General features: G+C 60.5%; 14 protein-coding genes and 1 pseudogene. 10 read left to right on the plus strand and 5 right to left on the minus strand.

Annotated features, from left to right (window positions below; all coding sequences use genetic code 11):
- Positions 1-14: 14 nt before the first annotated feature.
- Entirely contained in the window at positions 15-1,511 is a 1,497-nt protein-coding gene (locus tag GR212_RS29280; protein ID WP_163992173.1) for an ABC transporter substrate-binding protein, read from the minus strand.
- A 155-nt stretch (positions 1,512-1,666) separates the two neighbouring features.
- Here GR212_RS29280 and GR212_RS29285 point away from each other — a divergent pair, with 155 nt between their 5' ends.
- Together GR212_RS29285 and GR212_RS29290 are read left to right on the plus strand one after the other, a co-directional pair.
- Positions 1,667-3,040 (plus strand): PLP-dependent aminotransferase family protein, encoded by a 1,374-nt coding sequence (locus GR212_RS29285; RefSeq protein WP_163992175.1) that lies wholly within the window; start codon positions 1,667-1,669, stop codon positions 3,038-3,040.
- Between the two features lie 24 nt (positions 3,041-3,064).
- Positions 3,065-4,138 (plus strand): SDR family oxidoreductase, encoded by a 1,074-nt coding sequence (locus GR212_RS29290; protein WP_163992177.1) that lies wholly within the window; start codon positions 3,065-3,067, stop codon positions 4,136-4,138.
- Between the two features lie 88 nt (positions 4,139-4,226).
- On the opposite strand, the gene GR212_RS36980 is transcribed toward GR212_RS29290, so the two are convergent.
- From GR212_RS36980 to GR212_RS37300, 3 genes and pseudogenes are all read right to left on the minus strand, one after another.
- On the minus strand, positions 4,227-4,481 hold the full coding sequence (locus tag GR212_RS36980) for a hypothetical protein (protein ID WP_204326814.1): 255 nt from the start codon (positions 4,479-4,481) through the stop codon (positions 4,227-4,229).
- Positions 4,478-4,951: an LLM class flavin-dependent oxidoreductase gene (locus GR212_RS29295; RefSeq protein ID WP_432444418.1), complete on the minus strand. Its 474-nt coding sequence runs from the start codon at positions 4,949-4,951 to the stop codon at positions 4,478-4,480. Before GR212_RS29295 ends, GR212_RS36980 begins: the two co-directional genes overlap by 4 nt.
- Positions 4,952-5,033: 82 nt before the next feature.
- Positions 5,034-5,174: pseudogene (locus GR212_RS37300) on the minus strand (IS6 family transposase); the annotation flags it as partial.
- A 225-nt stretch (positions 5,175-5,399) separates the two neighbouring features.
- Here GR212_RS37300 and GR212_RS29300 point away from each other — a divergent pair.
- The 8 genes from GR212_RS29300 (at position 5,400) to speB (GR212_RS29335) (ending at position 15,225) form a co-directional block, all read left to right on the plus strand.
- Positions 5,400-6,722: an aspartate aminotransferase family protein gene (locus GR212_RS29300; RefSeq protein ID WP_163992179.1), complete on the plus strand. Its 1,323-nt coding sequence runs from the start codon at positions 5,400-5,402 to the stop codon at positions 6,720-6,722.
- A 151-nt stretch (positions 6,723-6,873) separates the two neighbouring features.
- Complete coding sequence (locus GR212_RS29305) at positions 6,874-7,803, plus strand: MurR/RpiR family transcriptional regulator (protein WP_163992181.1); 930 nt, start codon at positions 6,874-6,876, stop codon at positions 7,801-7,803.
- A 29-nt stretch (positions 7,804-7,832) separates the two neighbouring features.
- Positions 7,833-9,335 (plus strand): ABC transporter substrate-binding protein, encoded by a 1,503-nt coding sequence (locus tag GR212_RS29310; RefSeq protein WP_163992183.1) that lies wholly within the window; start codon positions 7,833-7,835, stop codon positions 9,333-9,335.
- Between the two features lie 48 nt (positions 9,336-9,383).
- Positions 9,384-10,340, plus strand: coding sequence for an ABC transporter permease (locus GR212_RS29315; protein ID WP_163992185.1), 957 nt, complete (start codon positions 9,384-9,386; stop codon positions 10,338-10,340).
- Positions 10,327-11,190 (plus strand): ABC transporter permease, encoded by an 864-nt coding sequence (locus GR212_RS29320; protein WP_204326811.1) that lies wholly within the window; start codon positions 10,327-10,329, stop codon positions 11,188-11,190. The genes GR212_RS29315 and GR212_RS29320 overlap by 14 nt, the downstream gene beginning before the upstream one ends.
- A 2-nt stretch (positions 11,191-11,192) precedes the next feature.
- Entirely contained in the window at positions 11,193-13,274 is a 2,082-nt protein-coding gene (locus GR212_RS29325) for a dipeptide ABC transporter ATP-binding protein (RefSeq protein ID WP_163992187.1), read from the plus strand.
- A gap of 15 nt (positions 13,275-13,289) precedes the next feature.
- The gene (gene speB / locus GR212_RS29330; RefSeq protein WP_163992189.1) at positions 13,290-14,252 is read left to right on the plus strand and encodes an agmatinase; all 963 of its coding nucleotides are present in this window, start codon (positions 13,290-13,292) and stop codon (positions 14,250-14,252) included.
- 31 nt (positions 14,253-14,283) lie between these two features.
- Complete coding sequence (gene speB / locus GR212_RS29335; protein WP_163992191.1) at positions 14,284-15,225, plus strand: agmatinase; 942 nt, start codon at positions 14,284-14,286, stop codon at positions 15,223-15,225.
- On the opposite strand, the gene GR212_RS29340 is transcribed toward speB (GR212_RS29335), so the two are convergent.
- Entirely contained in the window at positions 15,212-15,757 is a 546-nt protein-coding gene (locus tag GR212_RS29340; RefSeq protein ID WP_163992193.1) for an SMP-30/gluconolactonase/LRE family protein, read from the minus strand. The genes speB (GR212_RS29335) and GR212_RS29340 overlap by 14 nt on opposite strands.
- Positions 15,758-15,763: the final 6 nt, after the last annotated feature.

Here is a 15,763-nt window from a genome sequence, read left to right on the forward strand (position 1 = left end):
GCGGGCCGGGAGGATCAGGACCAGTAGCCCTGCTTGATCATCCGTTGACGGTATTCGTCGTAGTGCGCGATCTGCCGGTCGCGGCCGTAGGTTTCAGTCGTTTCCTCGAATTCGCCGGTAATCGCTTGCAGCGCATCCTTCGTCGATACCTGGCCGGTGACAGCTTGCGGGATGTGCTGCATGATGGAGGCGAGGTAGCGGTTGGTGCCGGGGATCGATATGTCCAGATATGTCTTGGGACTGGCCAGCTGCGCCTTGCTGATGCTGGCGAAATTGTCCGCGAAACCGGATTCCGCTTGCAGCGGGAAGGTCGTCTTGGCATCGTCGAACATGCTGTTGCGCCACGGATCCATCAGCGATTGCTCGAAGGTTTCCGCCACCCAGCGATTGGCGTTCTTGGACTGCTGCAGCCAGGCGATGACCGAGAATGCGCCTTCCTTGTTTTTTGAGTTGCCGGCGATGCCGACCGCGCGTCCATAGGGCAGGATCGTCACGTCACCATAGCTGTGGGCGCATTTGATTTTGCCGGCAACCTTGGAAATCTTGCCTTCCGCGGCACCCTTCGGCATGTCGGTCCACCAGTTCGCCTGGGCGACCTTGCCTTCGAAGAAGATCTGGCGGCCGACGTCCCAGGGCATGGCTGCAGCCAGGTCCTTCGGCATGAAGGCGGTCATTTCCTTGTAGCGATCGACCGCTTCCTCTACGACATCGTTGCTGATGAGCGGCTTCATCTTCTCGTCGAAAAGTTCGCCGTAGCGCATGCCCTTTTCGGCTTGCAACTGCACGAGGTGATTGATGAAGAAAGCGTAGACGAAGAAGCTGGTGACCTCTACGCTGCCATAAAGGTTTTTGTCCGGCCGCGTGAAGAATTCGGAAGTGTCGCGATATTGCTTGTAGGTCTTCGGGGCGCTGAGGTCGTAGCCATACTTCGCCTTGAAGGCCGTCATTTCCTGATCGTTCTCGAACAGGTCGGTACGGTAGGTGTTGATGAACATATCGCCGTCGATCATGACGCCGACGACCTTGTTCTCATAGATGTTCAACTGCTGGAACGGCTTAGCGATGTCGGAGAAATTCAGCTTGTCCAGCGAGCCGACATCCGCCAGCGGGGTGAGGAACGGGCCGAAGTCGCCCACGAAATTCGGCCAGAAATCGAAGACATCGAAGCGAGCCGTACCCTGGCGCAGGGCAAGCAGGTTCTGGTCGTACATGTTGCCAAGCGGGTAGGACGCGAAATCGACCTCGATGCCCGTCGCCGCCTTGAATTCCGGCGCGAAGGTCTTGAGGATCGGCGTGAAGGCGCCGCTGTCGAGGCCGACCGTCACCTTACCGGAGCCGCCAGCGGCCGCTGCCGACAGCACGCCGCCGAAGGTGGACAGCGTCGCGGCCGCCCCGAAGAGGGCCGAGCGGCGCATAAGCTCGCGCCGCGAAATCAGGCCCCGGGTATCGATGCTGGAAAGCGTGTCGAGATCGCGTTCGGCGACTTCGGATCGTTTGAAAATGCGATGCATAACGGTGTGTCCTCCCAGATCACATGGTCCTCATCGGCTGAATTCCCCGTTCCGTCCGCCTGAGCCTCCAATCTCTGGCGACGGGCAAATTCAGCTTTCGTCAGGAGACTATGCATGTTAATGAACTATGACAATCAAAATATTGCCATACTTAAATGACGATCAATATGATACAATTCGGCGATAAGCCCGGCTATGCCTCCATCGTTGCCACGATCGTCGATGGAATTGCGCGCCGTATCCTCGTTGCCGGAGAGCGGCTGCCGCCACAACGCGAACTCGCGCACCAGCTTGGCGTCGCGATCGCCACGGTCGGTCGCGCATACACGCAACTGGAGAAGCAGGGTTTTGTCGAGAGCCACGTGGGGCGTGGCACCTTTATTGCCGGTGGGCGTGGGCCTTCCAGCGATATCTCAGACAATATTTCAGCTGAAACAATCGATCTCTCCGTCTATCGGGTTCCGGTTCCCGATCTCGACTCGATCCTAGCGGACACGATGAAGGCGATCATCGCCGAACATCATCCGCAGCAGATCCTCGGCTCCTCTCCTGCGGCGGGGCAGCCCGGCCATCGCCAGTCGATGGTGAGCTGGCTGCAGCGTTCGGGTGTATTGGCGTCGGCGGCCCAGGTGATCATCACCAATGGCGGCCAGCACGCGACCATGGCCGCACTCTCGACCCTGACGCATGCCGGCGAGACAATCGCGACCGAAGAATTCACCGACCCGAAGATGAAATCGGTCGCCAGCTATCTCGATCGCAAGCTTGTCGGGGTGGATATGGATGAGGAGGGAATGATCCCGGAATCGCTCGACTTGTTGTGCCGCAACCAGACGATCGCCGCCATCTACGTCACGACGAGAGCGCAGAACCCGACCAATGCGACGCTGCCGCTGGCGCGGCGCGAAGCGATCGCCGAAATCGGCCGCCGTTACGACCTGCCGATCGTGGAAAGCGACATCTACGGCACCACGATGACCGACCCGCTTCCGCCGATCTATGCGCTGGCGCCGGAGCGCACGCATTTCATTACTAGCCTCGGGCGCATCGCCGGCCCCGGCATCAAAGTGGGCTGCCTCGTATCGCCCTTGAACGAAGTCGCCAAGACCCAATCTGGCGTCGGCATGTCGACGGGCTCTGCCACACTTTTGGCGGCGGAGATCATTGCCCGCTGGATCGACGGCAGCCATCTCGACGGCATGATCCGCTGGCAGCAGGCCGAAAACATCCGACGGCTTTCGCTGCTGGCCACCTATCCGCTGCTGGGAACGGCACGCACCGATATCGCCAGCCCGCATGTGTGGCTGCCGCTGCCCGAACAATGGCGTGCCGAAGAATTCATCGACGCTGCTGCCGCCGACGGTATCACGATTGCGCCGACCCACAGTTTCGTGGTCGGGCGACGGCCCATGCCGCATGCGGTGCGCCTTTGCATCGGGTCGCCGGCCTCGGTGGAGACGCTCAAAGTCGCTTGCGGCCGATTGGAGCGCCTGTTGAACTCGCAACCGAAGAGCAATTTCGAGACCTAAAGACGGACAATGGAGGAACAGACGGTGGAACGGCAGGGAGGCTCAGTTCTGATCGTGGGCGCAAGCGGTGTCGTCGGCCGCGCGGCGCTGGATACCTATGCGGCGGACGAAAGCTGGAAGGTCACGGGCCTGTCGCGCAAGCGGCCGGCCATGGACGGCCGGACGGCCTGGCTGGAGGCCGACCTGCTCGGCGGCGATGGTTTGCGGGACGGCGTTGCCGCGGCCGGGCCCTTCAGCCATGTCGTCTATGCCGCCCTACAGGAAGAGACCGACTTGGTCAGCGGCTGGACGTCGCAGCACCAGATCGGCCTCAACGAGGCAATGCTGAAGCGACTGCTCGATGCGGTCGGTCCCTTCGAACATCTGACGCTTCTGCAGGGGACGAAGGCCTATGGCGTTCATCACGGGTCCTATCGGATGCCGGCCAGGGAATGCGATCCGCGGTTCATCGCTTCGAATTTCTACTATGAGCAAGAGGATCTGGCCCGCGCCCGCGGCGAACGCGACGGATTTGGCGTCACGGTACTGCGTCCGCAGATCGTCTGCGGCTTCGCGCTCGGCAATCCGATGAACGCCGTAACGGCGCTCGGCGTCTATGCCTCAATTTGCCGGGAGCTCGAACAGCCGCTGCGTTTTCCGGGCGGACCGGCTTGCCTGCAGGAAGCGGTGGACGCACGGCTCTTGGGGCGGGCCATCAAATGGGCGGGAAGCGAACAGCGTTGCCGCGGGGAAATCTACAACATTGCCAACGGCGATTGCTTCTCCTGGCCGACGTTGTGGCCATCGTTCGCCAGACGTTTCGGCGTAGAGCCGGGGATCAACCATCCGTTTTCGCTCGCGGAGGTCATGGCGGACAAGGGCCCGATATGGGACCGTATCGTTCTGAAGCACAGCCTCGTGCCGCATCGCTACGAGCAGATGGTCTCGTCCTGGCAGTTCATGGATTATCTGCTGCGACATGGCCGCACCTATCCGCATCATTCTATCGTCTCAACGATCAAGGCACGCCAGCACGGTTTTCACGACTGCATGGATACGGAAGAGATGTTCGACGAAATATTCGAAGACCTTCAACGCGCCAAAATTCTTCCGCGTTGACCGACCGACTACTGCTTTTTGAATCCGTTGCCGGTGGTTCGATTCCCTTCAAGAGCAATGCTATCTGAACTGCTGTCCACCTATGCCCTCAATGGCGTCGAATGGAGTTGGGGGGCTTTGTATCGCGAAGACTGAGCAGCCCGGTCGCAGTATAGCGGTTGGCGGGATGGTCCAGGCCAAGATTGTCTCTCAAGGTGATACCTCCGTAATCGCTACGAACATAGCCGCGTCCCTGCAGGAGTGGGATGACATGATCGATCCTGGTTTGCATCGCGAACACCAACTCGGCATGCGCGGCGGCAAAATCGAGGCCCGCCGGCGAGGCGCCCGCCTGGACGATCACAGGTTGCTCCTGCGGCGAACGTGCAATTTTGAGCGGTCCGCGGACGCTAAACAGATCGCCGATATGATCGAGTGGAACAGTTTCCTCGGATCGAAATATTGCCCGCTCTGCCGGTCCCGCAGGAATGCATCGTCGTCCCAACTGTCCCACAGGCCTTTGACCACAGAGATGAACTCCTCGGCCCGCCGATAACGCTCGTCGTGGTCGAAATGGCTCTGACGGGAAAATTTACGCGCCTCGTTCTGGTTCGATGAGGTCACCACGTTCCAGCTAGCCCGCCCCTTACTGATGTGGTCGAGGGAGGTATAGCGGCGGGCGATATTGCAGGGCTCGCTATAGGACGTCGTCGCGGTTCCGACCAGGCCGATATGGCACGTGACGGCCGCCATGGCCGACAGCAGGGTGGTGGGCTCGAAATAGGCCATATATTGCGGCCAACGGCTGAGCGCTGCGAGGTTTCCGTGCCGCACGGCCAGTGCATCGGCAAGGAAGATGAAATCGAAGCGGCTCCCTCGGCCGTGCGGGCGACATCGAGATAGTGGCCGATTGACAGACGACCAATTCGTCGAGATGCCACTTGTCGGCAAATCTTCTCCGCGACCGCCGCCGGATGGTGCGGGCATAGTCTTGACCGAACTTGGCGGCCCATTTCGCGACAGTCTGGAACGAAACATCAATGCCGCGCTCAGCCATGTTCCACCAAAGTCGTTTCTTCGTCGGCGTTAGTTGTCTCCTCGTAAGCCCGACCACACCCGTCCTCTTCAAAGCAGCTGGGAAATCTTACCGTGCCCGTTGGCGAACTGTCTGCTCAGCGCATCCCTGTCGAGCGTAATTTGCGGTTCCGCCATAAGATTCACTTGAATCATATATTGACTAAATAGAAACATATGGATCATATGCCCTGAAATGGAGGGCGCCATGAGCCATATATTTCATCGTTTCCCCGGAAATCTGCCGCCCGTCGCCGTTGCGGGCGATGGGGTTTTCATCATCGACAAGGATGGGAAACGCTATCTCGATGCCTCCGGGGGCGCTGCCGTCTCCTGCCTGGGCCATTCGAACGCCCGGGTTCGGGATGCCATTATTACCCAGGGCCAGAAACTCGCGTTTGCGCACACGTCGTTCTTTACGAGCGAACCGGCCGAAGAGCTTGCCGAATTCCTGGTTCGCAGGACGCCCGAAACGCTGACGAAGGTGCATTATGTGTCCGGCGGGTCCGAGGCCGTCGAAACGGCGTTGAAGCTTGCGAGGCAGTATTTCGTGGCGAAGGGCGAGCCCAAGCGCGGCGTCATCATTTCGCGCGAGCGAAGCTATCATGGCGCCACGCTGGGCGCGGTCGCGATCAGCGGAAATGCCTGGCGGCGTGCGCCGTTCGAACCGCTGCTGTTCAAGTCGGTGCAGATCGCGGCCTGCTATCCCTATCGCGGCAAGCAGGGCAACGAGACCGATCTCGACTACGGCCTGCGCGTGGCAAACGAGCTGGAGCGCGAAATTCTCGCACGCGAGCCGGGAACGGTCGCTGCTTTCGTCGCCGAGACCGTCGTCGGTGCGACGGCCGGAGCCGTGCCGCCGGTCGAGGGTTATTTCAAGCGTATCCGCGAGATTTGCGACCAGTACGGTGTCCTCCTTATCCTCGACGAGGTCATGAGCGGCATGGGCCGGACCGGCAGCCTGTTCGCTTTCGAGCAGGAAGGCATTTCTCCCGATATCGTCACCATCGCAAAGGGCATGGGCGCCGGCTATCAGCCGATCGGCGCGGCCATCTGCACCCAGGAGATCTTCGATACCATCAATAGCGACGGCGGCTTTGCCCACGGTCACACCTATCTGGGGCACGCGATCGCCTGTGCCGCCGCGCTCGAAGTCCAGAAGGTCATCGAAGACGAAAACCTTCTGGAAAATGTTCGCGCCGTGGCCCGCTACCTGTCCGAAAGCCTCAACGAGCGGTTCGGTCAGCATCCGAATGTCGGCGATATCCGGGGGCGGGGACTTTTCCAGGCCATTGAGCTCGTCGAGGATCGCGAGAGCAAAAGGCCGTTCCAGGCCTCGCGCAAGCTGCATGCGGTGATCAAGAAGAACGCCATGCAGCGCGGGCTGATGGTCTATCCGACCGGCGGCGTGGCCGACGGCAAGGCCGGCGATCATGTTCTCCTCGCGCCGCCCTACATCGTTACCCGCGGCGAGGTCGATATCATCGTCGACCGCCTGGCCTCGGCCGTCACCGCCGCCCTCGAATCCTGATGCCGGAAGCCCGCGTTGAAACATTTGTTTCAACGTGAAACAGTGCCGTTTTCCGACCGAGGGTAACGGCATGAAGAAAACAAATGAATTGAATCGTGATAATAATGAAACAAGTGTTGCATCCAGCGATCAAACGACCTACGGTCAGGCCATGAAGATCGATGTTGTCAGCAACCAGATAAGGGAGAACTTCGGCAAGCTTCCTGGACAGATGCAGGTGGCGGCTCGCTTCCTCCTCAACAACCCGCAGGAGGTCGCGCTTCTGTCGATGCGCGAGCAGTCCCGACGTGCCGGCGTGCCGGCGGCCACGATGACGCGGCTGGCGAAGCAGCTTGGTTTTGCCGGTTTCGAAGAGTTGCGGTCGATCTTCGTCGGGGCGGTTCGCAATTCCATCGAGCCCTTCAGCTCCAGGGCCGAGCACCTGGTCGAGCAACGCAAGCATACCGGCGACGATATCGCACCTCAGATGGTGGAGCGGCTGAGCGCCAATGTCGGTCAGTTGATGGATCCGACGCAGCGGGCGGCACTCAACGAGGCGGCAAAGACCCTGATGAATGCCCGCACCGTCTACAGTGCGGGCCAGAGAACGGCCTATTCCGCCGCCTATCACTTCGCCTATCTCTACGGCTATTTCAGCACGAAGACGGTGCTGGTGGATGGTCCGGGGGGAATCGGCGCCGACCCGATGACGCATTGCGGTCCCGAGGACGCGCTTCTCGTCATCAGCCTCGAGCCGGCGGCAAGACAATCCGTCGAGATCACCCGTTTCGCGCATGAGCGCGGCGTGAAGGTGATCTCCATTACCAATTCCCCGCTATCGCCGGTGGGACGGGTGTCGGACACCGTGATCCTCATCAACCACGATAGTCCGGCGTTCTTTGATGCGATGACGTCGGCATTTGCCGCCGTGGAGACGCTCATCGCAATCGTGGCAGGTGCCGAAGGAACAAAAGTTCCCGCTGCCGTCCGTGTTCGGGAGGAACACCGTCGAGCTCTTGGTGAGTGGTGGGAAGAACCGCCGCGTGAAGCCAAGTTCAAAAGCCGCAAAAAGACGGCCAAGGAGAAGCCCGATTCCGCTTAGCCCTCAATAACAATCCGAAGGGGAATGAAATGATTGCAATTTCGCGGTTGGTCTCATCCGCAGTGATATCTGCAGCAGCATTCGGCTTTGCAGCGTCTGCGCATGCGGACGATGTGCTCAAGGTCGCGCTTTCGTCGAACCTTAACACGCTGGATCCGGCAAAGACGAAGATCGGCGACGAGTACGTCGTCGACTTTCTGGTCTATTCCGGCCTCACCGGCATCGGCCCCGACGGAAAGGTCGTTCCCGACCTGGCCGAGAGCTGGTCGTCCACCCAGGATCAGAAGAGCTGGACCTTCAAGCTGCGTCCGGACGTCAAGTTTCACTCCGGCCGCGCGCTGGACGCGGAGGATGTCAAGGCAACGATCGAACGCATCAAGGACAAGGCGATCGGTTCCGTCGCCCGCGCGAATTTCACGATCGTCGACACCATTACGGTGGTCGATCCGCTGACGATCAAGTTCGATCTTTCCATTCCCTATGCCGGGTTCCCGGACTTGTTTGCCGACCGTCAGGTCAAGATCGTGCCCCGCGACAAGCTGGACACGATCGCGGCGAAGCCAGACGGTACGGGGCCGTTCATGTTCCAGGAATTCAAGCCGGGCGAAGATGTAAAGCTCGTCAAGAACCCCAACTATTTCATCAAGGGCGAACCGAAGCTCGATGGCGTGGATCTGCGCATCATGCCGGAATCCGCCGCTCGCGTTTCCGCCGTGTCCACGGGCGAAGTCGACCTCGTGTGGGATATTCCGCCTGAGGGCATCCAGCAGCTCGCCAACAATCCCGATGTGACGATCGACAGCGTCGCTACCTCGAGCTGGGATGGCCTGATCATGAACAACGCCATCGCTCCGTTCGACAACGTCAAGGTCCGTCAGGCCATCGATGCCGCCATCGATCGCAAGGCCATGGTAGAATTCGCGCTTTTCGGCAGCGGAACGCCGACCCTGACGCCGATCCCGCCGACCAGCCCTTATTACAACAAGGATATCGCGTTCCCGCAGGCCGATGTCGCCAAGGCCAAGCAGTTGCTGAGCGAAGCGGGTTTCCCGAGCGGCTTCAATACGACCCTCTACGTCCCCAGCGGACGTCCGCCGAAGGAGCGCCTTGGCCTGGCGGCGCGCGAGATGTTGGCGGCGATCGGCATCAAGGTCGATATCCAGACCGTTCCATGGGACAAATTCATCAGCGATATCGAAGGGAAGGCCGCGTTCTATGTCGACGGCTTCTATTCCCGACCGGCCGTCGACCCGTCGGTCTATCCCTGGTTCAACTCCGCAGGGTCGTGGAACACCACCCTGTGGAACTACAAGAACCCCAAGATCGACGAGGTCCTCGACAAGGCCCGCGCGGCGACATCCGAAGAAGAACGCACGACGCTTTACAAGCAATTCCAAGAGCTTACGGTGGTGAATCCGCCAAGCGTCATACCGTATGTCGTCAATCACGCGAACGCGGTCCGCCACAGGGTTCACGGCTTCAAGTCCAGCCCGATGATGTGGTTGGACCTTCGCGAAGTCTCGCTTCACTGATCGAGCGAAAGGGCCAGACGGATGTCTGGCCCCCGCAAGGGTGAGAAAATGCTGTTTTATGTCTTAAAACGCTTCGTCGCGGTGGCGGCGGTGCTGATCGTGATTTCCGTTCTGGTGTTCGCGATCACTCAGGTGATGCCGGGAGATGTGGCGCACGCGATCGCCGGACAGTTCGCGACGCCGGATGTGATTGCGGCCATCCGCGTCAAGCTCGGCCTCAATGACCCTGTCGTTGTGCAATATTGGCGCTGGGTGTCCGGCATCCTCGTCGGCGATTTCGGGCAGTCGATCGTCATGGAGCGGCCGGTGGGATCGTTGATCACCGACGCTTTCGGCGCCTCGGCGGTGCTGGCCGGGCTGTCCTTCATTTGCGTCGCAGTCCTTGGAATTTTGTTCGGTGTGGTTGCCGCCGTCCGCAAGGACGGGATCGTCGACCATGCTGTATCGATCTTCACCTATGTCGGAATATCGATCCCCGAATTCTTCTGGGGTATCGTGCTGATCATCTGCTTCGCGAATTATTTTCAGCTGCTTCCTTCCGGTGGCATGGGTTCGTTCTTCAGTTCGCCGGCGGATTGGTTTGCGCACCTAGCCCTGCCGGTCGTCACGCTGACGCTGACGCTGGTCGCGCACGTTTCTCGACTGACACGTTCGAGTATGCTCGAAACCCTGAACAGCCAGTATGTGCGCAACGCGCGGGCCAAGGGCCTGTCGGAGACGACGGTCGTGTTCCGTCACGCGCTGCCCAACGCCCTCATGCCAACCATCACCGTATTGGCGCTGGACATCGGCTGGCTGATCGGCGGCATCGTGGTCGTGGAAATGGTGTTCTCCTATCCCGGGATCGGGCGCCTGCTGATGTTCGCGATCGAGCGCCACGACCTCCCTCTCATTCAGGCGAGCATCCTGGTGATCGCTCTCATCTACTGTCTGGCCAATCTGGCTGCGGACCTGCTGTACGCGCTCGTTAACCCAAAGATCAGGTACGGAAATGCCGCAGATTAAGCCTTTTCACCGTCAGGCAGCGCTCGCATTCGCAGCCATGCCCTCGAAGATGCTGATTGGCGGCGTGCTGCTGACGGCGATCATCATCATTGCGGTTCTGGGCCCCTGGGTGGCGCCCTATCAATACGACCAGATGAGCATCCTGGCGCGGATGAAGCCGCCGAGTGCGGCGCATTGGTTCGGCACCGACGAGCTCGGCCGGGACGTCTTCAGCCGAACGCTCGTGGGAGCGCAGATGTCGCTGGCGATCGGCCTCGGCGCGACGGCACTCAGTCTCGTCGCCGGCGTGCCTCTCGGCCTCCTGTGCGGCTACAAGCGCGGCCGGTTCGACGAGATCGTCATGCGATGCATGGACGTGCTGCTTTCGATGCCGCCGATCATGCTCGGGCTGCTGTTTCTGGCGGTCAGCCAGCCATCGGCCTGGAAGGCCATCCTAGCCGTGGGGTTCGTCTACATCCCGGTCATCGTCCGCCTCACGCGCGCCTTGACGCTGGATCTCGCCAATGAGGACTTCATCGAGGCGGCGAGGGCGCGCAGCGAACGAACCTGGTACATCCTCCTCAGGGAAATCCTGCCGAACGCCTGGCCGACCATTGCCGTGGAAGGCAGCCTGCGCATCACCTTTGCGATCCTTCTCGGCGCAGCCCTCAGCTTTCTTGGCATGGGTGCGCAGCCGCCTAGTCCCGAATGGGGCCTGATGATCAGCGGAGCGCGTCCCTTCATCGCGCAGGCCCCCTGGGTCGCCCTGGCTCCCGGACTGTCCATGTGCCTGACGGTCATTGCCGTCAACCTATTTGGCGATGGCCTTCGCGAGGCGATCGATCCGCGTACCGGCTCGCGAGGTCATTGAACATGCCACTTCTGTCCATCAAGGATCTGACCGTTACCTACGGCACCGGGCCGAGCCGGCTGCAGGCGCTGAAGGGGATCAACCTGGAGATTTCGCCGGGCGAGACGGTTGCGCTCGTCGGTGAATCCGGTTCCGGCAAAAGCACCATCGCCATGGCCATCATGGACATGATCGATCGCAGGAGCGTGGTTGGAACGATCGAATTCAACGGCGAAAATCTGAGCGCCATGAATGCCGACAAGCGGCGAGACATGCGCGGAAGCCGGATATCGCTGGTTTTCCAGGATCCGTTCACCTCGCTGAACCCCTCGATCCGCATCGGCAACCAGGTCGCGGAGGGATTGATCGCGCATCTCGGCCTGTCGAAGCGGGAGGCGCAGTCGAAAGCGCTCGAAGCGTTGCGCGAGGTAGGCATCGCCGACCCGGAAGCGGTGGCGAAATCCTATCCCCATCAACTGTCGGGGGGCATGCGCCAGCGCGTCCTCATTGCCTCCGCGCTGGTCTGCAATCCGGAGCTTCTCATCCTCGACGAGCCGACGACGGCCCTGGACGTCACGATCGAAGCCCAGGTTCTCGATCTCATCCAGGAGATTTCGGCACGCCGGAACGCCGGTGTCCTTTTCATCACCCACAATCTCGGCGTGGTGAACAAGATCGCCGATCGCGTCTGCGTGCTCTATGCCGGCCAGGTTCTGGAGCTCGGACCCAAGGGCAGCGTCCTGCGCTCGCCGCTTCATCCCTATACGCGGGGGCTTCTCGGTTCCATTCCGCGACTTGGCGAGCGTGACCGGCTGCGACGCCTGACGCCGATCGGCGGCCGGTTTCCAAATCTCGCCGACCTGCCGGCGGGATGCATTTTCAGGGACCGCTGTCCGTTCGCCGAGGATGGATGTGGTGATGCACAGCAGGTTCGTCCCGTTTCCGATCGCCTGGTGAAATGCTGGAGGGCCGAAGACGTGTCGGACTTTCGCTGGCCGGATCCGCCGGATGCCGGCAGTGTCCCTGCCGTGACCGCCGATCGCCGCGCGCTCGTCGAGTTGGACAGCGTCAGCAAAAGCTTCGCGCTTCCCGCGACAACGATCGAATGGCGCAGGGCCTTCGGCGCCATCCCGGTGCCGGCGCCCGTGAAGAAACGCGTCGACGTGATCAACGGGATTTCCCTGTCGATAGCGCGGGGCGAGATCGTCGGTCTTGTCGGCGAAAGCGGAAGCGGGAAATCGACGCTCGGCCGGATCATGCTCCGGCTCATTCAATCCAGCGGCGGTCGCGTCGTTTTCGACGGATCGGACATCACGGCGTCGAAAGAGCGCGATCTGGAGGGCTTTCGGCGAAAGGCGCAGATCGTCTTTCAGAACCCGACCTCATCGCTCAATCCGCGACGGACAATCGGCAATGCGATCGGCCGGGCCTTCACCGTGTCAGGTAATGATCAGGGTGCCAATCGCCGGGCACAGGTCGAAGCCCTGATGGATCGGGCGGGCCTGCCGAAGCGCTATTATGACAGATATCCGCATCAGCTTTCCGGCGGCGAGAAGCAACGGGCCGGCATTGCTCGCGCGCTGGCGTCACATCCGCAGCTGATCGTCTGCGACGAGCCCGTCTCCGCACTCGACGTGTCGGTCCAGGCCACCGTGCTGAACCTGTTTCTCGACCTCAGCAGGGAGCTGCAGCTCGCCTATCTGTTCATCTCCCATGACCTTGCCGTCATATCCCACGTCGCCGATCGGATCGCGGTCCTCTACTTCGGCAAGATCGTGGAGGAGGGGCCGACGAACCGCGTCCTGCAGCCGCCTTACCATCCCTATACCGAGGCCCTGCTTTCGGCTGCGGCCTCGCCCGATGGCGATCATCAGCCTGATAGCCGGATCGTGCTGTCGGGCGATACGACACGGCGGGTTGCCAAGGGCTGCGTCTTCCAGGGGCGCTGTCCGCGCCAGATCGGATCGATCTGCGAAACCATGACCCCGCCCGTCCTGGAGCCTGCGCCCGGCCATCGCATTGCCTGCCACCTGCCCCTCGAGGAGCTCGCGGCGGCCGCATCGCGCGTTCCGGGCAAATTCCCTGCATCGCAAGAATCGAAATAAACGAGAGGAAACTTCATGACACGGCCTCGCTATTCCGCGAGCCTACCCAGCGTAGGCCTAACCTCCTTCCTTCGCGCGCCCGTCGTCGAGGATTTCAACAAGGTGGACGCCGACGTCGCGTTCCTCGGCGTTCCCTATGATGGCGGCAACGGCTGGAGGCCGGGCACGAGATTTGGGCCCCGTGAAATTCGAAACCTTTCGGTTCGATACGGTGCATGGGGCGGCCATTCTGCGAACGGCTATTGGGACATCAAGGACCGCAAACGCTATCTCGACGGCGTGACGATGGCTGACTGCGGCGATGTCGATATCGCGTTTTATGATTTCGACCGCAATGCCGAGCGCATCACGTCCAGTATCGAATCGATCCTGGATCAGAGTGCGTTGCCCGTCATCATCGGCGGTGATCACTCGGTGACCTTCCCGAACGTCTGCGCGTTCTCGCGTTTCGAGACGATAGACATCGTTCACATCGACGCCCACATGGATTGGCGCGATGAAATCGATGGAGTCCGTCACGCCAATGCCATGCCGATGCGCCGGATCAAGGAACTGCCCTTCGTCCGAAACATGATCCAGATCGGTATTCGGGACGTTCGCACCACCGCAGACCAGGTCAGGGACGCCGAGGAGGCGGGAGCGATCGTCATCACCCGCGACGAGGTCCGCGACGAGGGGATCAAGGGCATCCTTGGCCGCTTCCCCGAACTGGGCAATGTCTTTGTCAGCATCGATATCGACGGGCTCGACCCGTCCGTCGCGCCCGGAACCGGCTCGCCGACGCCGGACGGGTTGCTTTACCACGAAGTGCGCGGCCTGCTCAAAGGGGTGGCGACCGCCGGCAATGTCGTGGGGTTCGATCTCGTCGAAGTCAATCCGATGGTCGATGAGGGCGGTCGCACCTGCCTCCTCGCCAGCGTGATGATCCTCGAATTCCTTGGCGCGATCTTTGCCAACCGCAAACCTTCGTCGAAATAATCTTCAAATCTAAGCTGAAGTGAGAAAGAACATGACCGAACGCTATAATGCCAACCTGACATCCGTGGGCCTGGCGACGTTTTTCAAATCGTCGGTTTGCGAGGACTTTTCAAAAATCGATGCCGACGTCGCCTTCCTCGGCATTCCATATGACGGCGGCGTCGGATATCGGCCGGGCACGCGTTTCGGGCCCAGCTCGCTGCGCGAATATTCCAAGCGCTTCACCCCCTGGGGCGGTGCCAACCCCGCCGGCTACTGGGATTTGGACGCAAACGAGCGGCGGCTCGAAGGCATCAGGATGGTGGATTGTGGCGATGTCGACATCGCCTACTATGACATGGAGCGCAATTTCGGCCTGATCACCGCCAATATCGAAGCCATTCTGGATTCCGGTGCCCTGCCGGTCATGATCGGTGGAGATCATTCCGTCACGTTCCCCTGCGTCAGGGCATTTTCGCGGTTCGCCGAACTGGATGTGGTTCACATCGACGCGCATCTTGACTGGATCGATAATGTCGACGGTGTGAAGTTCGCGAGCGGAAGCCCGCTGCGGCGGACGAAGGAATTGCCCTTCGTGCACAACATGACCCATATCGGCATCCGCGACGTCAGGACCCGCGAGGAGGATTGGCGTGACCTCCATGAAAAAGGCGCAAGCGTTATTACCCGCAAGATGATCCGCGACGATATCGAGGCTGCGCTCGACAGGATTCCGGACATGTCGAATATCTATGTCACCATCGATATCGACGCGATGGACCCGTCGATCGCCCCTGGAACGGGCTCTCCATGCTCCGATGGGCTCCTTTATCACGAACTGAAGGCGGTGCTGCAGCGGGTGGCCGAAAAGGGCAAGATCGTGGGCTTCGATTGCGTCGAGATCAATCCGCTCGTCGACCTGGCCGGACAGACGTCCCTGATGGCGAGCACCGCCGTGCTTGAATTCCTCGGTGCAATCTTTAGGAGTCTTTAGTTTTCACTCCCCAAAGTGCTCGGTATCTTTTTCGCAGCGTTTCCCCGATACGCACGCGGCGCATGACGACGCCGACATATCCTTTATTGAGCGGTGATGAACGGATTTCGCGGCGAAACCTGGATTGCATCACGGCGAGGAAAAAGTTGTGGTCGTCCGTGGTGCTTCGCGGAAGTTGAAAATGCTGTTCTCCATATGGAAGATTGCCAATTTCCACTGGGGCATTGGGCTCCACCAGAGCGTTAGTGGCACTGCGCCGCAGCTCGGCGGCGCAGATGCTTTCGGCCAGCATTGCCTGCAACAGTTGCACGATCTTCTTGGGAAAGCCGATAATGAAGCCGTCCGACCGGTGTGGAAGAATAAAGCATCCCCGTTCGGGAAGACAATAGCAAGTTTGTTCACCGCGCAAGTCTTGCGAAAAGATGCGCCTCTCCTTGATGTCTGTCCACCAAAGCGAGGCTTTGTCCGGATGCCAGAAGTAGCTTTCGCCCAAAGTGTTTTCGCACTCAGCAAATATCTCGGGTCTAAGCATTAGACT

The organism is Martinezella lusitana (assembly GCF_010668395.1).
GTDB lineage: Bacteria > Pseudomonadota > Alphaproteobacteria > Rhizobiales > Rhizobiaceae > Rhizobium > Rhizobium lusitanum_A.